19 protein-coding genes are annotated in these 22,114 nt (G+C 67.8%); 5 read left to right on the top strand and 14 right to left on the bottom strand.

Annotated features, from left to right (window positions below; genetic code table 11):
- Nucleotides 1–42: 42 nt before the first annotated feature.
- Nucleotides 43–738, top strand: a complete 696-nt coding sequence (locus VLK31_RS15430) for a hypothetical protein (protein WP_409169289.1) — start codon at nt 43–45, stop codon at nt 736–738.
- Between the two features lie 41 nt (nt 739–779).
- Here VLK31_RS15430 and VLK31_RS15425 read toward each other — a convergent pair whose 3' ends face one another.
- Complete coding sequence (locus tag VLK31_RS15425) at nt 780–1,625, bottom strand: carboxymuconolactone decarboxylase family protein (protein WP_409169288.1); 846 nt, start codon at nt 1,623–1,625, stop codon at nt 780–782.
- Nucleotides 1,626–1,759: 134 nt separating this feature from the next.
- Nucleotides 1,760–2,650, bottom strand: a complete 891-nt coding sequence (locus VLK31_RS15420; protein WP_409169287.1) for a LysR family transcriptional regulator — start codon at nt 2,648–2,650, stop codon at nt 1,760–1,762.
- Between the two features lie 235 nt (nt 2,651–2,885).
- On the opposite strand from VLK31_RS15420, the gene VLK31_RS15415 reads away from it, so the two are divergent.
- Complete coding sequence (locus tag VLK31_RS15415; RefSeq protein WP_409169286.1) at nt 2,886–3,707, top strand: SDR family NAD(P)-dependent oxidoreductase; 822 nt, start codon at nt 2,886–2,888, stop codon at nt 3,705–3,707.
- 338 nt (nt 3,708–4,045) lie between these two features.
- A complete protein-coding gene (locus VLK31_RS15410; RefSeq protein ID WP_409169285.1) occupies nt 4,046–7,216 on the top strand; it encodes an autotransporter outer membrane beta-barrel domain-containing protein in 3,171 nt (1,056 codons plus the stop codon).
- Between the two features lie 86 nt (nt 7,217–7,302).
- Here VLK31_RS15410 and metC read toward each other — a convergent pair whose 3' ends face one another.
- From metC to VLK31_RS15385, 5 genes are all read right to left on the bottom strand, one after another.
- A complete protein-coding gene (metC, locus tag VLK31_RS15405) occupies nt 7,303–8,529 on the bottom strand; it encodes a cystathionine beta-lyase (protein ID WP_409169284.1) in 1,227 nt (408 codons plus the stop codon).
- Nucleotides 8,530–8,567: 38 nt separating this feature from the next.
- Entirely contained in the window at nt 8,568–9,578 is a 1,011-nt protein-coding gene (locus VLK31_RS15400; protein ID WP_409169283.1) for a Bug family tripartite tricarboxylate transporter substrate binding protein, read from the bottom strand.
- 56 nt (nt 9,579–9,634) lie between these two features.
- Nucleotides 9,635–9,838, bottom strand: coding sequence for a hypothetical protein (locus VLK31_RS15395; RefSeq protein ID WP_409169282.1), 204 nt, complete (start codon nt 9,836–9,838; stop codon nt 9,635–9,637).
- A 145-nt stretch (nt 9,839–9,983) separates the two neighbouring features.
- A complete protein-coding gene (locus VLK31_RS15390; protein ID WP_409169281.1) occupies nt 9,984–11,570 on the bottom strand; it encodes a rhodanese-like domain-containing protein in 1,587 nt (528 codons plus the stop codon).
- A 106-nt stretch (nt 11,571–11,676) separates the two neighbouring features.
- The gene (locus VLK31_RS15385) at nt 11,677–12,267 is read right to left on the bottom strand and encodes a hypothetical protein (protein WP_409169280.1); all 591 of its coding nucleotides are present in this window, start codon (nt 12,265–12,267) and stop codon (nt 11,677–11,679) included.
- 106 nt (nt 12,268–12,373) lie between these two features.
- On the opposite strand from VLK31_RS15385, the gene VLK31_RS15380 reads away from it, so the two are divergent.
- The gene (locus VLK31_RS15380) at nt 12,374–13,252 is read left to right on the top strand and encodes a LysR substrate-binding domain-containing protein (RefSeq protein ID WP_409169279.1); all 879 of its coding nucleotides are present in this window, start codon (nt 12,374–12,376) and stop codon (nt 13,250–13,252) included.
- Between the two features lie 38 nt (nt 13,253–13,290).
- Here VLK31_RS15380 and VLK31_RS15375 read toward each other — a convergent pair whose 3' ends face one another.
- The 6 genes from VLK31_RS15375 to VLK31_RS15350 form a co-directional block, all read right to left on the bottom strand.
- On the bottom strand, nt 13,291–13,977 hold the full coding sequence (locus VLK31_RS15375; RefSeq protein WP_409169278.1) for a GntR family transcriptional regulator: 687 nt from the start codon (nt 13,975–13,977) through the stop codon (nt 13,291–13,293).
- Nucleotides 13,978–14,051: 74 nt separating this feature from the next.
- On the bottom strand, nt 14,052–14,717 hold the full coding sequence (locus VLK31_RS15370; RefSeq protein ID WP_409169277.1) for an amino acid ABC transporter permease: 666 nt from the start codon (nt 14,715–14,717) through the stop codon (nt 14,052–14,054).
- Between the two features lie 6 nt (nt 14,718–14,723).
- A complete protein-coding gene (locus VLK31_RS15365) occupies nt 14,724–15,404 on the bottom strand; it encodes an amino acid ABC transporter permease (RefSeq protein WP_409169276.1) in 681 nt (226 codons plus the stop codon).
- A 39-nt stretch (nt 15,405–15,443) separates the two neighbouring features.
- On the bottom strand, nt 15,444–16,295 hold the full coding sequence (locus VLK31_RS15360; RefSeq protein ID WP_409169275.1) for a transporter substrate-binding domain-containing protein: 852 nt from the start codon (nt 16,293–16,295) through the stop codon (nt 15,444–15,446).
- Between the two features lie 50 nt (nt 16,296–16,345).
- Nucleotides 16,346–17,284, bottom strand: coding sequence for an aminotransferase class IV (locus VLK31_RS15355; protein ID WP_409169274.1), 939 nt, complete (start codon nt 17,282–17,284; stop codon nt 16,346–16,348).
- 36 nt (nt 17,285–17,320) lie between these two features.
- The gene (locus tag VLK31_RS15350) at nt 17,321–18,145 is read right to left on the bottom strand and encodes an amino acid ABC transporter ATP-binding protein (protein WP_409169273.1); all 825 of its coding nucleotides are present in this window, start codon (nt 18,143–18,145) and stop codon (nt 17,321–17,323) included.
- A 241-nt stretch (nt 18,146–18,386) separates the two neighbouring features.
- On the opposite strand from VLK31_RS15350, the gene VLK31_RS15345 reads away from it, so the two are divergent.
- The gene (locus VLK31_RS15345) at nt 18,387–20,474 is read left to right on the top strand and encodes a TonB-dependent receptor (protein WP_409169272.1); all 2,088 of its coding nucleotides are present in this window, start codon (nt 18,387–18,389) and stop codon (nt 20,472–20,474) included.
- On the opposite strand, the gene VLK31_RS15340 is transcribed toward VLK31_RS15345, so the two are convergent.
- Nucleotides 20,462–22,087 (bottom strand): diguanylate cyclase domain-containing protein, encoded by a 1,626-nt coding sequence (locus VLK31_RS15340; protein WP_409169271.1) that lies wholly within the window; start codon nt 22,085–22,087, stop codon nt 20,462–20,464. The two genes, VLK31_RS15345 and VLK31_RS15340, sit on opposite strands and share 13 nt — an antisense overlap.
- Nucleotides 22,088–22,114: the final 27 nt, after the last annotated feature.

The following is a 22,114-nucleotide window of genomic DNA, read 5'->3' as shown; positions in this document are numbered from 1 at the left end:
CTCCAACGCACCCGATTCGCGGTGCACCACCAGGAGCCGACGATGACCGCCAACACCCTCAAGACCCCCAAGGTTCAGAAGACAAGCCCGCAGGCCCACGTGCAAGCCGCACAGATCGTGCGCGAGTACGGCCCCTTCCCCGGCAGCGACAAGGTGGCCGGCGTGACCCACGACGGCCAGCGCGTGTGGGCCGCGCTGGGCGCGCAACTGATCGCGTTCGACCCCCTCAGCGGCGAGCCCGTGCGCACGCTCGATGTCGCCTGCGACGCCGGCACCGCGTTCGACGGCAAGCACCTCTACCAGATCGCGGATTCGCGCATCGACAAGATCGACCCCGACACGGGCGACGTGGTCGCGTCCATTCCGGCACCGGGCCACGGCAGCGATTCGGGCCTGACCTGGGCCGAAGGCAGCCTGTGGGTGGGCGCGTACCGCGACCGCAAGATCCACCAGATCGACCCCGAGACCGGCGCGGTGGTGCGCACCATCGAGTCGAACCGCTTCGTCACCGGCGTGACCTGGGTCGACGGCGAGCTGTGGCACGGCACCTGGGAAGGCGACGAGAGCGAGCTGCGCCACATCCACCCGCAAAGCGGCGACGTGCTGCAGCGCCTGGAGATGCCGCGCGGCGTGGGCGTGAGCGGGCTCGAGTCCGACGGGGCCGACCTGTTCTATTGCGGTGGCGGGGGCAGCGGCACGGTGCGCGCGGTGCGCCGGCCCAAGGCCGAGCGCGTCTGAATGTTGACGAGCATCGCGCGCGCGAAGCCGCGCGCGGAGTTCTAGTCTGCTTCGGACGCTGTCGCGGTCTTCGTTGCGGTCGTCGCCGCTGTAGGCATGGCACGCTCGGCCATCACTTCCTTGGCAACCAGAGCCGCGTTGATTGCCGCGGGAAAGCCCGCGTACACGGCAATGTGTGTCGCGGTCTCCACCATTTGCGCCTTGGTGCCACCGACATTCAGAAAGCCGTGCATGTGCACCTTCAGCTGTGCCGACGCGGTGCCGATGGCGGCCAGGGCGGCCACCGTCACCAGTTCGCGCGAGAGCAGGTCCAGCCCGGGGCGGCTGTACACGTCGCCAAAGGCAAATTCGACGATGTGCCGGCCAAGGTCGGGCGCGATGTCCTGCAGGGCGGCAATGACCCGCTCGCCCGCGTGCCCGTCGATCTCCGAAAGTCCGGCCCAGCCGCGTTCGAAACGGCCCTGGCCTGCGCTGGATGGCTGAGCGGCTTGCTGCGCCGCGGGCACGATGCCGCGCTCGGCGAACAGCTCCTTCAGAACCAGCGCGGTGTTGATCGCGACCGGAAAGCCGGTGTACACGCTCATGTGGATCGCAAGCTCGACGAGCTCCTCGGGCGTGCACCCGACGTTCAGCGCACCGGCCAGGTGAAACTTCAGTTGAGGCCTGGCGTTGCCCAGCGCTGCCAACGCCGCGCAGGTTGCGAGCTGCCGCTGACGCAGGTCAAGATGGCCGCGAGGGTAGACCTCGCCGTAGGCGAAATCGATTGCAAGCCGGGCCAGGTCAGGCGCCACGTCCTTGAGATGTTCCTCGATGGACGGCGGGCGCCCTCCTTCGATCTTCGCGAGGTAGTCGAGGCCGGTTATATGGATGGCAGATGGATGTTTCACTTTGGAGCCTCTGGGGTGGTGGATGGCTCGAAGCGTAGGAGTCGCTTTGCGATCCGGCCAATACCGATACCGTGATACCTGAACGGCATCAGGAAAACGGAACCCCACGAAGTGGGCCGCCACGCGGCCGGGTGCTATTTCACCGAGGCCGGTATCGCCATGGCGGCCAGCAGTGCACGCATTTCCTGGCGGTCTTTCGGGGTTGCCAGACCGATGCCCACCGCCAGTTCGTCGCCCTCTAGCAGCGCCCTGTAGACCACCCCCGCGCGCTTCAGGCTGGCGAAGGACTTCGGCAGCAAGGCAATGCCTCGGCCGCTGGCCACGTCGGCCAGCAGAACGTGATGGTCCGTGGGTTCCCTGAGCTTGCGGGGCGCGAACCCATGCCGCTCGAAGATCGACAGGCAGTGGTCGTAGAAGGCCGGTTGGCGCGAGCGCTCGAACCAGAACACGCGCTCGGGCGCCAGGTCGGCAAGACGAAGCGACCGGCGCCTTGCGAGTGGATGCGACGACTGCAAGGCCACCACCATCGGCAGGCGCTCTATGTCGAGGATGTCCAGGCCCCGCACATCGGTGGGCAAGGCAACGAAAGCGGCATCCAGCTTGCTGGCGCGAAGCCGTCGCACGAGCCGTGGAGACGCGTCGGAGACGACGGAAACCACCGTTTCCGGATGCCTGGCCTGTATCCGTTCCGCGAGCCCGCGAAACCAGGTCGGCTCCGCGGCGCTTGTCAGCCCCAGTCGCAAGGTCGACGGAAGGGCCCTGACCTTGAGCGCGGCTTCGGCGTCGCGCAGCAACGCGCCCACGTTGCGCGCATAGGGCAGCAACTTCAGCCCCGCCTGCGTCAGGCTCACGCCCTGCGTGTCCCGGTCGAAGAGCCGCGTGCCCAGCCGCTCTTCGAGATCGCGAATGGCGCGGCTGAGGGGTGGCTGCGAAAGATGCAATGCCTCGGCGGCCTGGCGAAAACTCAGTGCATCCGCGACAGCCAGAAAAAGCGCCAGTGAGCGGGAATCAAGCCGAGTCGACATGCGCGGAAGGTATCACGCGCGTGCGTCGCCTCGATGCGATGCGCTGCCGAGAAAGACCACCGATGTGGCGCAGAGCCGCGCCGGCATTCGGTCGTTTGTGCAAGACGTCGAGAGGATCGGGTGCGCGCAAAGCAGGTCCTGAAACTACGATTTCTTCACCTACCGACCGGCGTGCACAACACGCCATAACTCGACATCACGCGACATCACGCGTACTCAACGCAGGAGTTTCATCATGAGCAAGACTTGGTTCATCACCGGAGCAGGGCGCGGCATTGGCGCGGAGATTGCCCGCGCGGCCTTGGCGTCCGGCGACAAGGTGGTCGTCACCGGCCGCAACCTGGAGCAGCTTTCTTCCGCCTACGCGGCGCATGGCGATCGGGTCTTGTGCCTGGCGCTGGACGTAGCCCAGGAGCGCGATACGGTCGTGGCCGCGCAAGCCGCGGTGGCTCGCTTCGGTGGCATCGATGTGCTGGTCAACAACGCCGGCTATGGCCAGCTCGGCCTGTTCGAAGAAGTGGCGAGCGCCGATGTGGAACAGCAGTTTCGGACCAACGTGTTCGGCCTGATGCATGTGACCCGCGCGATTCTTCCGACCATGCGCAGGCAGCGCCGCGGGCACATCCTCAACCTTTCTTCCATCGGCGGCTTCGTGGGTTTCCAGGCCTCGTCGATCTACTGCGCCGCAAAATTCGCGGTGGAAGGGTTTTCCGAATCCCTGGCACTGGAGGTCGCACGCTTCAACGTCAAGGTCACGGTGGTGGAGCCGGGATTTTTTCGCACTGACTTTCTGGACAAGTCTTCCGTTCGCTACGGCAGCCAAACGGTGGGCGACTATGCCGACGCCGGTGGCGCCTCCTACGAGGACTACAACCACAAGCAACCGGGCGATCCGGCAAAGCTCGGGCAGGTGATCGTGCAACTGGCTGGCATGGACGAACCGCCGCTGCATTTCCTGGCCGGCTCGGACGCGGTGGCCTGCGCGACCGATGCGTTCAAGCGTCGGACGCAAGAGGTGCAAAGGCACGCTGCCCTGTCGGTGACGACCGACATCTGAAAGAAAAAGCTGTCTGGCGTTGGATGGTGGTTTGGCATGGGCTTGCGAAAAGCGCGCCCTCAAACTGAGTACTTTCGAATCCATCGAGAAACATTGCTTACTTCTTGATGCAGTTCAGGGTAGACCGTGTCACAAACCGGTTCTTGAGGCGTGGCGCGAGTGAAAAGCCGCATTTCAGGCCAGTCGGGAGGTACCCGGTATCGGGCATATCGCCAGTTGCTACGCGTACTTACATTTTTGACTTGCAAATTCGAAATCGACGGCGTGTGGAGGAGCAAGCCATTGCTGCCGCATGCGGGCGCCTGCCCGATCAGGTAACGAAGGAACAAGTTGAAGCCATGAACAAGATTTTTCGGACCCTCTGGAATCCCACGCTCGGCACCTGGGTGCCCGCGCCTGAAATCGCGCGCGGCCATGCGCGCTCCTCCAGTTCCGGCAGCGCCAGCAGCGCCGTTGCGGTGGCCATGGCCGTGGTGCTCGCGTGTGCCGGGCCGGCACACGCCGCCGGCGGCGCGGGCGGCCAGCCGGTGGGCGACACCACGCTGAACGGCGGCGCCGGCGGCAGCAACGGCACGGGCGGCAACGGGGGCCTGAACGACAACAACTTCAACGCGAGCGGCGGCAACGGCGGCTCGTCCACACCGGCGGGCGTGACCGCGGGGTCCAACGCGACCATCGGCACCTTCGTTGGCGCCACACCCGGCACGGGCGGCGCGGCGGGTGCGACCAGCACCCAGGTGAGCCCGGGCGTGTTCCAGGGCGCGGCCGGCGGCGCGGGCCAGGCGCAGACCGGGGACGCCGCCAACGGCAACGGCTACGGCGGTGGTGGCGGCGGGGGCTTTCAGGGCGCGTCGATCGCCAACAACGTGGGCGCGTCTTCCAGCAGCTACACGGGTGGCGCGGGCGGTGCGGGTGGCGACGGGTACTGGGCCGCGGGCGGCGGCGGCGCGGGCGGCTACGGCTCGATTTTGAACGGCCCGCTCGGCAGCTACACGGCCACCAGCAGTTCGACAGGCGGCGTGGGCGGCAATGGCGGCGACGCGTTTTCTCAAGGCGGCGGCGGGGGCAGCGGCGGCGGCGGGTTCTACCTGAACGCCACCACGGCCGGCATCACCTTCGCCAACACCGGCACCATCACCGCGGGGGCGGGCGGCGCGGGCGGGGCCGGTGGCGGCGGCGCCACGGGCACCGGCTCGCCGGGCGCGGGCGGCGACGGCGGCATCGGCCTGTCGTCCACCGGCGCGGGCGCCACGCTGGCCAACACCGGCACCCTCGCGGGCGGTGCCGGCGGTGCGGGCGGCGTCAACAACAACGGGCGCCCCAACGGCGCCAACGGCGTGGGCGGCGTAGGCCTGGCCGGCGCCAACCTGGCCGTGACCAACAGCGGCACCATCACCGGCGGGCTGGGCGGGGACGGCGTCACGCGCGCGTCTGCCGTGGAGTTCACCGGCGGCACCAACAGCCTCACGCTGAACACCGGCTCGGCCATGACGGGCGCCATTGCCATCGACACCGGCGCCACCGCCAGCGTGATCGCCGGCGCCAACGGGCTGAGCGTGAGCAATGCATTGCTGCTGGGCGGCACCGGCACCATCGACACCCAAGGCAACAGCCTGGCCTTGACCGGCCCCATTTCCGGCGTCGGCAATCTTGTGAAAAACGGCACCGGCGTGCTGACCCTGAGCGGCGCCAACACCATCACCGGCGTCACCAACGTGGCGGCCGGCACCTTGCGCGCCGGCGCGGTCAACACCTTCAGCAGCGCCAGCACATTCAACGTGGCCAGCGGTGCCACGCTCGACCTGAAGGGCAACAGCCAGACCCTGGCGTCGATTGCCAACAGCGGCACCGTGTCGCTGGTGGGCACCGTGCCGGGCACCACGCTCACCATGACCGGCCCCTGGGTGGGCAACGGCGGCACGCTGCGCATGGGCACCGCGCTGGGCGGCAGCGCCAGCGCGAGCGACCGGCTCATTCTGAGCGGCAGCACCGCCATTGCCAGCGGGAGCACCAGCGTGCAGATCACCAACCTGGGCGGCCTTGGCGCTCTCACTGCGGGCAACGGCATCGAGATCATCAGCGCCGTGAACGGTGCCACCACCACGGCGCAGACCACCAAGAGCGCCTTCAGCCTCGCGGGCGGCCACGTGGACGCGGGCGCCTACCAGTACCGCCTGTATGCCGCCGACGCGAGCGGCGCCGGCGAGAACTGGTACCTGCGCTCCACCACCGCACCAACGACCGCTGGGACGGGCACGGGCACCGGCACCGGCGGCGGAACTGGCACCGGCACCGGTACCGGTACCGGTACCGGTACTGGCACTGGCACTGGCACTGGCACTGGCACTGGCACTGGCACTGGCACTGGCACTGGCACTGGCACTGGCACTGGCACTGGCACTGGCACTGGCACTGGCACTGGCACTGGCACTGGCACTGGCACTGGCACTGGTACTGGCACTGGTACTGGTACTGGTACTGGTACTGGTACTGGTACTGGTACCGGCGGAACTGGCACAGGGACAGGCGTTGTGGTGCCCACCTACCGCACCGAAGTACCGCTGTACGCCGCGCTGCCCGAGCAGCTGCGCCAGGCCAACCTGTCGATGCTGGGCAATCTGCACCAGCGCGTGGGTGACGACGGCCCCAATGGCGCCAACACCTCCACGCCCGAGCAGGGCTACCGCCAGGCGTGGGCGCGCATCATCAGCACCGACCGCACCATCGGCCAGGCGGGCACCGTCAGCCCCACCAGCCAGGGCCGCCTCACGGGCTTTCAGGCCGGCACCGACCTGTGGGCCGACCCCAACTGGCGCGTGGGCGTGTACGTGGGCCAGCTCGACGGCGACATGAGCGTCACCGGCTTCGCCAGCGGCCTGCAGAACTACGGCGTGGGCTCCAACGACCTGCGCAACCAGTACTTCGGCGCCTATGCCACGTGGAAGAACGACAGCGGCCTGTACGTCGACAGCGTGCTGCAGGCCGGCCGCCACCGCTACACCGTGTTGCCCGCGTTCAGCTTTGGCAGCGGCGGCAAGGGCAGCAGCCTGTTGGCGTCCGTGGAGGTGGGGCAGTCGTTTCCCATTGCCGAGAACTGGAGCATCGAGCCGCAGTTGCAGCTGGTGCACCAGCGCGTGAGCCTGGACGACACCGGCATCAGCGGCGCCATCGTGCAGCAGGATCCCCACAACGGCTGGCTGGTGCGCGCCGGCGTGCGGGTGAAGGGCGAGATTGCGACCAGCGCCGGCCTGCTGCAGCCTTATGTGCGCTTCAACGTGTACCGCAGCGGCAGCGGCACCGACATTACCCGCTTCGTCGGGCCGGCGGGCTACACCGACATCGCCACGCGCACCGGCGGCACCAGCACCGAGCTGGCGGGCGGCGCCACGCTGAAGCTCACGGAAAGCACCAGCCTGTATGCGGAGCTGGGCAAGCTGTGGGCGTCGGGTGGGGACACGCGCACCAAGGGCGGGGTGCAGGGGAGCCTGGGTGTGAAGGTGCGTTGGTAAGCCGACCGAAAACACGCAAGGGCGCGCGAGGCAACGAGGTCACTCTCGTGCATCTCGTGCATCTTTAGCGGGGGGCCTGCCGGCACTCAGCCGGCAGCCGCCACCGCTCCCATCGCCCCCATCGCGTTAAACCCGCGCGCCAGGTCCGCCACCAGGTCCGCGGGTGCCTCCAGCCCGACATGCAAGCGCACCACCGCCCCGCGCCCGCTCCAATCGGTCACGCTGCGCGCCGCGCGCATGTTGGTCCAAGCCACCAGGCTTTCATAGCCGCCCCATGAAGAGCCACGCCCGAACAGCGTGAGCGCATCCACAAAGCGCTCGACCGCCGCGTTGCTCGTGCCCGGCTGCAGCTCGATCGACAGCAGCCCGTTGGTGCCCTTGCAATCGCGTTTCCATATCTCGTGCCCCGGGTGCTGCGGCAGCGCCGGGCAGAACACCGTGGCCACCTCGGGCCGTGCTTGGAGCCAATGCGCCACTTCCAGCGCGTGCCGCTCGTGCATCTGCAGCCGCGCCGACAGCGTGCGAATGCCGCGCAGCACCAGCCAGGCGTCGTCGGGGCTCACCGTCATGCCGAAGGCGTCGCAGCGTTCGTTCAGCGGGCGCCAGGCGGCCTCGGTGGTGGCGACGGTGCCCATCATCACGTCCGAGTGACCCGACAGGTACTTGGTGGCGGCCATCGTCGAGATGTCCGCGCCCAGTGCCAGCGGCCGGTACTGCAGGCCCGACCCCCAGGTGTTGTCGGCCGCCAGCAGCGCGCCGTGCGCATGCGCGAGCGCGGCCAGCTTCGGCAGGTCGCACATCTCGTACACCAGCGAGCCGGGGCACTCCGCGTACACCAGCCGCGTCGTGGGCTCGAACAGGTGCTCGATGCCGCCGCCGTCCGCCGCGAAGAAGCTGCTGCGAATGCCGTAGGGCTCCAGAAACGAATGCACCAGGTTGCGTGTGGGCTCGTACACGCTGTCCGACATCAGCACATGGTCGCCCGGCTTCAGGTAAGACAGCAGCACCATGCCGATGGCCGCCAGCCCGGTGGGGAACAGCCGCGTGCGGTGCGCGCCTTCGAGTTCGCTCACCGCGTCTTCGAGTGCGAAGGTGGTCGGCGTGCCGCGCGCGCCGTAGCTGAACACGCGCTCGTCGTCGCGCCGCGCGCGGGCGTCGCGCATGGCGCCCACGCTGTCGAACAGCACGGTGCTGGCGCGCACCAGCGGCGTGTTGACGGGCGAGCCGCCCGCATAGGAAGGCGCCTTGCCGATGCGCGTGAGCCGCGTGTCGGGGGCCAGGTCGGCGGGGGGCGCGGAGTGCGAGTCAGACATGGTGATGGGGCTCGGAAATGTCAGGCCGCTATGTTGCGTCAATCCGCGCGCGCGCCGGAGAGTTTGACGATGCGCGACCAGCGCTCGATGTCCTGGCGCATCTGCGCGGCAAAGGCTTCCGACGAGTTGCCCACCACTTCGCTGCCACCGTCGGTGACCAGCTTGGCCACCTCGGGCATGCGCAGTGCGCGCACGATGGCTTCGTTCATGTAGGCCACGCGTTCGGGCGGCGTGCCGGCCGGCGCGAAGAAGCCGTACCAGTCTTCGAAGCGCGCGCCGGCGTAGCCCAGTTCTTCGAGCGTGGGCACCTTGGCGAACACGCCGATGCGGCGCGGGCTGGTCACGGCCAGCACGCGCAGCTTGCCGTTCTGCACCAGGCCCGCCACCGACGCGGTGGACGTCACCAGCACATCGACCTGTCCGCCGAGCAGGTCGGTCAGCGCGGGGCCGGCGCCCTTGTAGGGCACGTGGGTCATTTCGATGCCGTTGTCCTTGCCCAGCACCACGCCCACCAGGTGCGACAGCGTGCCGTTGCCCGGCGTGGCATAGGTCACCTTGCCGGGCGTTGCCTTGGCCTTGGCGGCCAGGTCGGCAAAGCTCTTGAGCGCCGAGTTGGCATCGACCACCAGCGCGAGCGGCGCGGCGTTGATCTGTGTGATGGGAATGAAGTTCTTGACCGGGTCGAAGCCCGCCGACGCATACAGGGTGGGGTTGACCGCCATGATCGACACCTGCGAGGTGAGCAGTGTGTAGCCGTCGGGTTTGGCGTCGGCCACGGCCTTGGCGCCGATGTTGCCGCCCGCGCCGCCGCGGTTGTCGACCACCGCGGCCTGTCCGATGATTTCCGACAGGCGCGAGGTGACGAGTCGTGCAGTGGCGTCGTTGCCGCCGCCCGGTGGAAACGGCGAGATGAACTTCACCGTTTGCGAGGGATAGCCGTTGCGCGGTGCGAGCGGTTCGGCGGTGGCGGGCTGAAGTGCCAGTGCCGTGAGCCACAGGGCAGCGACGGCAAGGCGGGCAAGGTACGGGACGCGAATGACAGACGACATGACGGAACTCCTGAAGTAGGAACTGACAAGGACTAGCGGGAAGACTGTGTGTTTTGCTAAGGGTTGTTGTTCGGGGCGCCGAGCTTCAGGGCGGTTCTTGCGCCGACTTTCAGGGCGACGCTCACGCCGACGGCGTGCTTCTTTTCTCGAATGTCCCCCGGCCTTCGGCCTCCTCCTTTATTTCGCGAAAAGAAGCCCACCATCGGCGTGAGCGTTTTCAGAGCAGTCGTTGATCGCGCGATCACAACGAGCGTGTCCACGAGCAAAGGGCGTCGGGTGCTCCCCGCAGCGAAATAAAGGAGGAGGGCGAAGCCCGGGGGACATTCGCGGAGGGGAGCACCCGGCGGCCTTTGCTCGCGCCCTGAACAGCGGCGCACAAAACAACCGCCCCCAAAACGGCAGTGGTCATGCGCGCAACGTGACCAAAGGCGCAGGCAGTCGGAACGCTGCCTTCTCCTGTGCGTCGAGCTGCGCGACCAAGCCCGTCTCCCAGGCGAGGTAACGGCGCGCCGCCTCCTTGTTGCCGTCGTGACGGTCGTGCACGAAGAAGAGGTAGTCGATGCAGTCGCTGTCCGCGGGCAACGTGGGCGTGGCCTCCACCGGCAAACCGGCATCGCGCCACGCAGTCATGCCGCCTTCGAGCAACAGCGGTGTGGGCATGCCTGCGAGTTCGGAGGCGGCCGTCCATGCCGCGAGCGCGGCGTCGTCGGCCACCAGCACCAACTGGCGCGTTTCGCTCTTCACATCAGCGGCCAGACGCGGGCGAATCGACCAGCGTGCCTGCGGAATGTGGCCCGCCCGAAACTGCATGCTGCCGCGCAGGTCGATCACTGCGACGTCGTTCTTCTCGATGCGTGCGGCCAGGGTTTGCGCATCGATGGTGCGCAGCGACGGCGCGGCCGGTGTCGTTGAAGGTGTCAGAGCCAGCCCGCTCGCCAGCCCGCCTTCGAGAACGCTCGCGTCATGGCCCATCTGCCGCAGCCAGCTCGCGATGGTCGGTGCGCGCACGCCGTCGTCGTCGACCAGCACCAGCCGCGCGCCGCGCACACCCACGTACTGGTCACCGGCCTGCATCAACTGACCACCCGGCGTGTGCTGCGCACCCGGCAGGCTGCCGGCCGCAAATTCTTCCGGCGTGCGCACATCGCACAGGAACAGGGTGCGGGCTGTTTCGGTGGCCCACTGCTGCACCGTCTGCGCGCTGACCACCGGCACATCGAAACGCGCGGCCAGTGCCTTGGCGGCGGGGCGCAGGTCGGTGTTGCCGCTGTCGTCCGTGTAGCGGCGCGTACCGCCGTGCTCCAGCACATGGTCGTTCAGGTACCAGCCCTGCGTGCCGTTCTCCAGCGCATACACCGGGTTGGGCAGGCCGAGGTTGATGAGCGTCTGCGCGCCGATGATGCTGCGCGTGCGCCCCGCGCAGTTGATGACGATGGGCGTGGTGGTGTCGGGCACCAGCCGGCGCACGCGGTAGGCCAGCTCGCCGTTGGGGCAGCAGGTGGCGCTTGGAATGTTCATCTTGTGGAACTCGCTCACCGGGCGCCCGTCGAGCACCACCACCTTGTCGTCGCGCGCCAGCATTTCGGCCAGCTGGTCGGCGCTGACACGCGGCGTGTGATAGACCTCCTCGGCCAGTTCGCCGAAGGTCTTCGATGGCAGGTTGACGCCCGCAAAGAGCACGTAGCCCGCGGCCTTCCATGCAGGAGCGCCGCCTTGCAGCACATGCACATCGGTGTAGCCCAGCGCCGCCAGTTGCGCGGCGGCGCGCTGCGCCACGTGGCTGTCGCCGTCGTCGTAGACCACCACGCGCACACCACGGCGCGGCACCAGGCGCGGTGCATCGAGCTCGAGCCGGCTGAAGGGCAGGGGGATGCCGTAGAACAGATGCGCCTCGCCGTACTGGCCGTGCTCGCGCACGTCGAGCAACGCGATCTCCGCGCCGTCGTGCAGCCACGTCTTCAGGGTCTTCGGGTCGATGGTGGAGGTCGTCATGTGCAAGCGGATCGGTGGGGTCGGATGCGGCCACGCGAACGCGCCCCTGCGAGGCCGCCGTGGCGGTCCGCATCCGGAGAGATGAAAAAGAAAAAGAGGGGGGTGCTCAGCGCCGCGTCTGCACGCCGATGCCCATCGTCTGGTACGTGCCCGCGGCCATGTCGTAGGCGGTGCGCTGGTTCAGCGTTTCGAGCGCGCGGCCGTACATGTGCAGGTGGCGAATGACTTGCTCGCCCTGAATCTCGACCGAGTGAATGTCTTCGGGCATCAGCGCAATGCCCTTGCCCGGTGCCACGACGACCAGTGCCGTTTCCTTCAACTGGCCCACGCCCGGCACGGTGCCGTCGTCGGTGCGCGCGTACACGCGGTTGTGCTCGGTGCCTTCCACGGCCGCAATGCAGGCCCAGGTGGTGTGGTTGTGCGGCACGATCTTCTTGCCCGGGCGCATCACGTTCAGGTAGAGCGCGTAGCTCTGGTCGGCGTCTTCGGCAATGAGGTAGCGCGCCTGGTGCTCGCCCGCCTCCGGCGCGGGGAAGTCGGTGGCACCCCAGTAGGCGGTGTGCGCGGCCAGGTTTTGCAGCGCGCCGAGCACCACGTCGAGCGTTTCGCGGGTGGCTTCAGCGCCGCCAATGGCTTTCTTCATCGCATCGATGGAGGCGGTCACGGCCTGCTGGCGTGGCTCGGATGGGGTGCTCATGCGTGTGCTCCAGTGGGGTTGTCTGTTTGGTATGCGTTCACTGTAGTGACGGCGGCGTGACGCAACAATCCAAGCAGCGCAAGAAACACATCAATAAAATTAATGGATGACCACCCTCGATCTTGAATTGCTGCGCTCTTTTGCCGCCGTTGTCAGCCACCACAGCTTTGCGGCGGCGGGCGTTCACCTGGAGCGCACGCAGTCGGCCATCACGCAGCAGATGCAGCGGCTGGAGGAGCAGATCGGCCACCCGCTGTTTGCCAAGCAGGGCCGCCAGAAGCGGCTGACGGAGCACGGCGAACGCCTGCTCACCTACGCGCACCACCTGCTCGCATTGAACGACGAGGCGCTGCGCAGCCTGCGCCAGGGCCAGCTCGAAGGCAACCTGCGTATCGGCGCGCCGCACGACGTGGCCGAGACCATGCTGCCGCTGCTGCTGACCGAGGTGGCACGCACGTCGCCGCTGCTGCAGCTGGACATTCACATCGGCCGCAGCCCCTACCTGATGACCTCGCTCAAGAGCGGCGAGGTCGACATGATCATCTCCAACCGGGCCGACGCGCAGTCGCAGTTCGAGGGCGTGGTGCTGCGCAACTCGCCCACCGTGTGGCTGTGCGCGGCGGGCTATGTGCACGACCCGGCCAAGCCGGTGCCGCTCATCATGGCGGACGGGCCCAGCATTTTCCGCCGCCTTGCGCACGAGGCGCTGGACGCGGCGGGCGTGGCCTGGACGCCGCGCTACACCTCGTCCAGCCTGATCGGCATCAAGGCCGCGCTGCGTGCGGGGCTGGGCGTGACGGCGCGCGGCGTGGAGCAGCTGGACGCGGGCCTGCGCGTGCTGGGCGCGGGCGACGGCATGCCGCGCCTGCCCGATCTGGCCTACCACCTGTATGTGCGCAGCCATGTGGTGAACCCGGTCACACGCCAGGTGTTCGAAACGCTGAAGACGCAGCTGCGGTTGCCGCGCACCGACGTGGCGGGCTGAGCGGCGCGGCCCGGCCGCCGGCGCGTACGCGGATTCGCTCAGCCCGCGGGCACGCCGACCGCGCGCGACATGAACTCGATGGTCGCCAGGCCGCGGCCGAGATGCACGTCCAGCTCCGCCAGCATCGCGCCGAGGTCGTCGCCCAGGCTCACTTCCAGAAAGCGCCGGTGGTTGTCCTCGAAGTCGACTTTGGGCGCATGCGAGATCTGGCAGATGGCAAAGCCGAGCTGGATCTTCTGCGTCATCTGCAGCCACAGCGCGGGCATCAGGTGGTTGCCGCAGCGCTCATACACCAGGCCATGGAAGTGCGCCTCGGCGCGAATTTCTTCGGTGAGGTCGCCGCTGTCGACGGCGGCCATCATCAGGTCGAAGCGCGCCTGCAGCTCGGTGCGAAAGGCGCGGTCGCGGTGCGGCCAGAGGCTGGTGTAGGCCTGCCGCTCCAGAATGCGCCGCACCTCGTACACGTCGCGCAGCACCTGCTCGTTGATGTCCGTCACGAAGGTGCCGGCATACGGGCGGTTGACCACCAAGCCGGACTCGATCAGCTCGCGAATCGCTTCGCGCAGCAGCCCGCGGCTCACGCCGAACTGCGTGGCCAGGCCGCTTTCGACCAGCTGCGTGCCGGGCGCGATCTGCCCCGCCAGGATGGACTTCTTCAGCGCCGCCGCCACGTGGTCTCGCCGCGTGACCGAGGGAACCGGGCTGAATGTGGGGAGGGTGGACATGGGGTCGAGGGGGTCGATGGGGTCGGTAGAGCGGGGGAGAGATCGTTGGTGGGGGTGCTGCGCGAGGGCGCCGCTCAGGTGCGCAACGCCAGACGTTTTTCGAACCGAGAGGCCCAGAACGCACCCGGATAGATCAGCACGAAGTAGATCACAGCGACCGTGCTCAAGGTCTCCAGCGGATGGTAGTAGGCCGAGCTGAGCGCGCGGCCCTGGTACATGAGTTCGTGCACCGCAATCACCGATGCAATGGACGTGTTCTTGGCCAGCTCGATGCCCCGGTTGGTGAACGCGGGCAGCATGCGCGCCAGCACCTGCGGAACGATGATGCGCCGCAGCGCCTGCGCGTGGCTCATGCCGATGGCGCGCGCGCCTTCCCACTGGCCGTTGGCAATGGAGGCCATGCCGCCGCGGAAAATTTCCGAGCAGTAGGCCGAGGCATTGAGCACCAGCCCGCACAGCGCCGCCGCAATGGGGCTGAGCTGGTAGCCGGTGAGGATGGGAAAGGCATAGAAGAACCAGATCAGCTGAATGATCACGGGCGTGTTTCTGAACACCTCCACGTACACCCGTGCCAGCGCGCGCACGGCGCGCGAATGCGACCGCGCACCCAGCGACAGCACGAAGCCGATCAGCATCGATGCCGGAAAGGCCAGCGCCCACAGCAAGGCGGTCATGCCCAGCCCCTTCAGCAGCACCGGGTAGTTCTGCAGCACCGACGAAAAGTCCCATGTGAAGTCCATGATCGATCAGCCTGCGGGAAGGAGTGCAAAGCGCGACAGGCGCCGCTCGAGCAGGTGCGCAAGCAAGCTCAGCGACAGCAGCGACACGAAGAAGATGGCGGCCACGAAGGTGTAGACCTCCAGCGGCCTGAAGGTGATGGAGTTGACCTGCATCGCCTGGTACATCAGGTCGGAATAGGCCAGCGTGGACGCGAGCGCGGTGGTCTTGATGAGCTCGAACGAGCGCTCCAGAAACGGCGGCAGCATGCGCTGCGCCGCCTGCGGAAGAATCACGCGGCGCACCACCTGCGAGGCCTGCATGCCGATGGCGCGCGCCGCCTCCCACTGGCCGCGCTCGACCGACACCACGCCGCCGCGAATCACCTCCGCGTAGAAGGCGCCCGACTGCGTGGACAGCGCAATGATGGCCGCCACATAAGGGTCCAGGCTCACGCCGATGAGCACCGGCAGGCCGTAGAAGGCCCAGAAGAAGTGAATCAGCGGTGGCGTGTTGCGATAGAACTCGGTGAACCACAACGCGGGAAGCGCAAGCCAGCGGCGCCCCGACAGCCGCATGACCGCCAGCACCGCGCCAATGGCCACGCCCATCACGATGGCCACCGCCGCAATCTTCAAGGTGCCGAAGGCACCGGTCAGCAGCATCTGGCGGTACGCCCAGACGGCGCCGAAGTCCCACTCGTAGTTCATGTCGAAGCTCCTGCGTTGCAGCGCTTGTTTTTAAAGCGCTTACTTTTCCAGCGCTTCCTTGGTCACGCCGGGCAGGGTGGCCGCGTCCAGCCCCTTGGTCTTCAGGTACTGCGCGTACAGGGCCTGGGTCTGGCCCGACGTATAGAGCTTGGAAAACTCACCGTCCAGAAAGTCGCGGAAGGCCGTGTCCGCTTCGCGGCGAATGCCGGCGCTGGTGGGCAGCGCCACCACGGGCTGGGGAATCTGAACCTTGCCCTTGTGGATCTTGGAATACGCGATGACCAGTGCCGGGTGATAGAACGCGATGCCGTCGACGCGGCCCGACATGAAGGCGGCAATGGTCTCGTCGGTGTTCGTGAAGCGCTCCAGCTTGGCTTGCGGAATGCGCTTGGTCAGGTCACGGTCGGTGGCGGTCCCCAGTGCCACGCCCAGCTTGATTTCCGGCTTGTCGAGGTCGCTCCAGTTCTTGGCGACCAGGCTGTCCTTGGTGAGCACGCCCTGGGCGTACCAGAGCAGCGGCTTGGTCGGAAAGTCGATGGCCTTCTTGCGCTCGTCGGTGGCGTCGAGCACGAACATCACATCGATCTGGCCGGCCTGCAGCGCGGCCACGCTGTTGCCGTAGGTGGTTTCCACCGGCACCAGCTTCACGCCCAGGTCCTTCGCGATGACCTGGCCCACCATGAAGCCCAGGCCGCTCCAGGTGCCAGTGGCCGGGTCGCGGTAGTACCAGGGGTCGCCCTGCGCCACGCCGATCTTGAGTTCGCCGGACTGCTTGATTTTTTGCAGTGTGCCGCTCTGGGCCCAGCTGGTGGCGGCTGCGAAAGACAGAAGCAGGGACAGCGCGAAGGCGAAGAGCGTGCGCATGCCCGGGCGTTGGAAGGAGAGGTTCATGTCGGTTCCTTGAGGGATGGATGCAAAGCGAAAAACAGGCAGAAAGCTGATCACTCGGTCTGGCCGATGTACTGGCGGTAGAGCGCGTCCAGCCGCGCGGTGAGCACGCCGGCACCGGCGCCTTGCCCCGCACCTATCGCGCGTCCATCGATCCGCGCCACCGGCGTGATGCCACCGAGCGTGCCGGTGACGAAAGCCTCTTCGGCGTTGTACATGTCGGCCAGCGTGAAGTCGCCTTCGAACACCGGCATGCCGGCCTCGCGCGCCAGCCGCAGCACGGTGGCGCGCGTGATGCCGTTGAAGCAGTAGCGGCCCGACGAGGTCCACAGCGCGCCGTTGCGCACGATGAAGAAGTTGGTCGAGTTGCAGCTGGACACGAAGCCCATGGGGTCGAGCATGATGGCCTCGTCCGCGCCGGCGTTGATGGCCTGAATAAGCGCCTGAATGAAGTTGAGCCGGCTGTGCGAGTTCAGCCGCAGGTCGAACACGTCCGGCGTGCTGCAGCGCACCGTGGAGGTGAAGAGGTTCAGGCCGCGCTGCTTGGCATCGGCCGCCACCACCTTGTGTTCGGCCACGCACACGATGGTGGGGCCGCCGATGACGAAGCGCGGGTCCTGGTTGGGGGTTTTCTTGATGCCACGCGTCACCATCAACCGGGCGTGCGCGCCGTCGGTCATGCCGTTCTGTTCGAAGGTGGAGGTGATCACCGCCTTGATCTCGTCCCGGGTCAGGCCGATGTCCATCTGGATGGTGCGCGCGCCTTCCAGCAGGCGATCGATGTGCGCGTCGAACGAGACGATGCGCCCGCGCACCAGGCGCACGCCCTCCCACACGCCGTCGCCGCACACATAGCCGGCGTCGAACACAGAGATGCGCGCTTCGGCGCGGGGAAAGAATTCACCGTTGACGTACACCTGCACCTGGGCGTTGCGGTCGTCGGGCAGGTACGACTGGGAGCTGGTCTTCGAGGCTTGGGGCGATGTTTGCATGGGGAGGTTCGATGAAATGGGGGAGGAGCGGGTGGCTCAGAAGTTGAAGGCCGTGTAGCGCTCCAGAAAGCGTTGCGTGCGTTCGCGCTGCGGATGCTTCAGCACCTCGTCGGGCGTGCCGGTTTCGTAGAACTGGCCGTCGGCCAGAAACAGCACGCGGTTGGCGTAGTGGTAGGCAAAGCCGAGCTCGTGCGTTACCAGCAACATGGTTCGGCCTTCCTCGGCAAGGTCGCGAATCACGCTCAGCACCTCGCCCACCAGTTCAGGGTCCAGCGAAGAAGTTGGCTCGTCGAACAGCAGCACTTCGGGGTCCATGGCCAGCGCGCGCGCAATGGCCACGCGTTGCTGCTGCCCGCCGGAGAGCCTGCCGGGGTAGGCGTCGGCCTTTTGCGCCATGCCGACCTTGTCGAGCTGCGCCATTGCGCGCGCCCGGGCCTCTTGCGCCGGGACCCGCAGCACCGTCACCAGGCCTTCCATCACGTTGCCCAGCACGCTCATGTGCGGAAACAGGTTGAACTGCTGAAACACCATGCCCACGCGCTTGCGAACCTCGGAGAGCTCGGTGGCGCCGTAGGTCATCTGCAGTTCGGCCGCCGCAGTGCTGGTGGCGGTGCCGTTGCTTGTGCTTGCACCGGAAGGGCGCGCGGGCTTGCCGATGGTGCGTCCGTGCAGTTCGATGCGCCCTGCGCTGGGCATCTCCATGAAGTTCAGGCAGCGCAGCAAAGTGCTCTTGCCTGAGCCGCTGGCGCCCAGGATGGCGATCTTGTCGCCCTTCTGCACGTCGAGGTCGATGCCGCGCAGGACATGGTTGTCACCGAAGCGCTTGTTCAAGCCGGTGATTCGGATGATCGGATCGCTCATGCGGGTGCCTCAAGAGAAGGAGTGCTGTTTTTAAACGATTGTCCGACAATCGACAGTCGGGTTTCCGAGCATCACGCAAGGCGCGTGCCAGAACGCGGCGCTTCGCTACATTCAGCTCCCACCTCCACTGCACCGCCGCTGCACCTCGACTGCACAACTGCACATCCACCCCACGTTTCCACGCGTAACCGTTGTGCTGCCCTCGCAGCGCATCACAACAACCGCCGGAGACAAGCGCCCCATGACCTTTTCACCCCGCATGGCTTCGCGGCCCTGGCTGCTCGGCGCCCTGTTCGGCAGCGCCGCCGCCTGTGCCCAGCAGAACCACCTGCCGGAGATTCAGATCGTCGGCCCGCGCGACGCCACCATCGGCACCGCCGACAGCGCCAGCGAGGGCGCGGTGGAGCGCGAGTCTTACCAGTCGCGGCCCAAGCTGCGCCCCGGGGACATCGTGGAGGCCGTGCCCGGGGTGGTGGCCACGCAGCACTCGGGTGACGGCAAGGCCAACCAGTACTTTCTGCGTGGCTTCAACCTCGACCACGGCACCGACTTCGCGGTAACGGTCGACGGCATGCCGGTGAACATGCCCACGCACGGCCACGGGCAGGGCTATGCCGACCTGAACTTTCTGATGCCCGAGCTGGTCTCGGGCGTGCGCTACCGCAAGGGCCCGTACTTTGCGCAGGGCGGCGACTTTTCATTGGCCGGCAGCGCCTCGCTCGACTACTTCAGCGCGCTGGAGGCGCCCTTCGCCGAGGTCACCGTGGGCTCGCACGACTTTCGCCGCCTGCTGGCCGCCGGCTCGCGCACCGTGCAAGACCAGACCTGGCTGGGCGCCATCGAGCTGGAAGGCAACAACGGCCCGTGGAACGTGCCCGAGCACCTGAAGAAGACCAACGCGGTGCTGCGCTATTCGCAGGGCTCGCAGTCGCGCGGCTTCAGCATCACCGGCATGGCCTACAAGAGCCAGTGGACCTCGACCGACCAGGTGCCCGAGCGCCTCATCGACAGCGGCGCGCTGCCGCGCTTCGGCAGCCTGAACCCGACCGACGGCGGCAAGACGCAACGCCTGAGCCTGTCGGCCAAGTGGTTCGACAAGGGCCCCGGCGGCGACACCGAGTTCAGCGCCTATGCCATCGACTACCGCTTCGACCTGTTCTCCGACTTCACCTACTTTCTGAACAACCCGGTCAACGGCGACCAGTTCGAGCAGACCGACCGCCGCCGCGTCTTCGGCGCGCAGGGCTCGCATTCGATGGCCAACAAGATCGGGGGGCTCGACGGCCTGCTGAGCTTTGGCGCGCAGTGGCGCGGTGACCGCATCGGCGAGGTGGGCCTGTACGACACCGAGGCCCGCCAGCGCCTGGACACGGTGCGCAACGACAAGGTGTCGCAGGACCTGTTCTCGGTGTACGGCCAGCAGCTGGTGAATTTCAGCGAGCGCTGGCGCGCCTACGTGGGCCTGCGCGGTGACGCGCTGCGCTACAACGTGCAGGGCCGCGAGCCGGTGTACGGCCCGCTCAACAGCGGCAAGGGCCACGATTCGCAGGTGAGCCCCAAGTTCGGACTGGCCTTTGCGCCCACGCCGGCGAACGAGTTCTACTTCAACGCGGGCGTGGGCTTTCACAGCAACGACGTGCGCGGCGCCACCATCACCGTCGACCCGAAGACCGGCGACGCCGCCGACCGCGTGCCCGCGCTGGTGAAGGGCCGCGGCGCGGAAGTCGGCTGGCGCTTTCAGCCGAACGAAGACCTCACGGCCACCGTGGCGCTGTGGAAGCTCGACCTTGCCTCCGAGCTGGTCTACGTGGGCGACGCCGGCACCACCGAGCCCGGCCGCGCCAGCACCCGGCGCGGCCTGGAGGCCACGCTGCGCTGGAAGTTCGACCGCGCCTGGCGGCTGGAGGTGGACGGTGCGCTGTCGCGCGCGCGCTTCAAGGGCGCGGCGCCGGAAGGCGAAGGCAACCATGTCGACAACGCCGTGGAGCGCGTGCTGGCGGCCGGCATCACCTACATCGACGGGCCGCTCACCGCCTCGCTGCGGCTGCGCTACATGGGGCCGCGCGCGCTGGACACGCTGAACACCGTGCGCTCGCGCGCCACCACGCTGCTGAATTTTGGCGCGCGCTATGCGATGAACAAGCAGCTGACGCTGGGGCTGGACGTGTTCAATCTGGCGGGGCGCAAGGGCAACGACATCGAGTACTACTACGCCTCATGCACGGCCGGCGAGGTGGCCGGCGGCAGCTGCAACGGCGGCGTGAACGACCGCCACGTGCACCCGATGGAGCCGCGCAGCGTGCGGGTGAGCGCACGCTACACGTTCTGAACTGCGAGCTCCCCGAACTGCGACCCCCGCCCAGGGCTGGGCGTCACATGGCTGCGGCGCCCGCTGTGCTTGGCCTGGTACATGGCCTTGTCGGCGGCGGCCAGCAGGTCTTGCGGCGTCTCGGTGCCGCTGCCCAGCGCAATGCCGACCGACGCGCCAATCACCGTGTCGGAGTTCGCCAGCTGCAACGGCTGGCCGATGGCCTCGACGCAGCGCCGCGCCAGGGTCTGCGCACCTTGCTGCGCGGGCTCCTCGAAGTCGGCCGCCAGCAGCACGAACTCGTCGCCGCCGATGCGCGCCACCGTGTCGGTCTGGCGCACCAGGCTTTGCAGCCGGTGCGCAATTTCGCGCAGGGCCAGGTCGCCGGCCTCGTGGCCCAGCGTGTCGTTGAGCTTCTTGAAGCCGTCCAGGTCCAGGTACAGCACGGCCACCTGGTGCCCGTGGCGCTTGGCGCGCTCCAGCGCCTGCTGGAGCCGGTCGTCCAGCAGCTTGCGGTTGGGCAGGCCGGTCAGGGTGTCGTGGTGGGCCAGGCGCGCCAGCGCCTCCTGGTTGTCGAGCAGCTTGGCCAGCAGCCGGTTGAAGGCCCGCGTGAGGTGGCCGATTTCGTCGTCGCGCACCACCGGCAGCGGCGCCAGCGCCAGCTCCCCGCGGGTCATGCGGTCGGCCTGGCTGGCGGCGCGCAGCAGGGGGCGCAGCAGCCAGGCTACGAGCAGGCCGATGAGGATGAGCGCGATCACCACGGCGGGCGCGCGCTGCTGCACGATGAAGGTCTGCATGCGCCCCACCGGCGCCAGCGCCTGCGTCAGGGGCACCCGCGCCACCACGAACCAGCCGCTGTTGGGCACCGAGGCCATGGCGGCAATTTCTTCGACGCCCTTGGCGTTGCGCGTGGTGCCGGTGCCGCGGAAACCGGCCATGGCCTTGTCGTGCAGCAGGTTCACGCCGTCGGGCGGGGTGGGGGTGAGCGACATGACGGTGTCTGTCGAGGCCACAAAGATGCGGTCGCGCGGCGACACCACCAGAATGCCGCCCGCGTCGCCCACGCGCCCGCGCTGCAGGTGGTCGAGCAGGCCGTCCGCCGACATGTCGGCCGTGCCCAGCAGCACGGCGGCCACCTGGCCGGGCCCGCTGCGCACCGGCACGGCCATGGGCAGCACCGAATGCTGCGAGAGCGGCAGCGCCTGCGCGCGGCCCAGGCCGGAGTGGCCCGCCAGCGCGGCAACAAACTCCGCGCCGTCGGTGGCGATCTGGCCGGAGCCGTCCAGGCGCTTGCCGCTCAGGTCGGCCACCCTCAGGCCCAGCGGGAACACCGGGCTCAGCGTGCTGCGTTCCTGCAACCAGGCGCGCAGTTGCTCGGGCTCCGACAGAAGCGCGGGCGGCAGGGTTTGCGCCAGGCGCTCCAGGAAGGCGAACCGGTCGCCCAGGTAGTTGTCGATGTCGCGCGCCACGTAGGCGGCCAACGCCGTTTGCTGGGTGGCCACCGAGCGGGTGAGGTCCTCGCGCAGGAAGCGGCTGAGCTGGATGTAGCTGGCGGCGGTTCCGATGATGGCCATTGCCAGGCCCATGACGACCAGACGAACAACCAGGCTGTTGGCGGATTTTCGAAGGTTCACTCGGGCGGCACGCGGTTGCGGTAGGTG

It is taken from the genome of Variovorax sp. H27-G14 (assembly GCF_046156345.1).
Lineage (GTDB): Bacteria > Pseudomonadota > Gammaproteobacteria > Burkholderiales > Burkholderiaceae_C > Variovorax.
The sequence above is the reverse complement of the archived record's forward strand: the minus strand, read 5'-3'. Positions and strand labels throughout refer to the sequence as shown.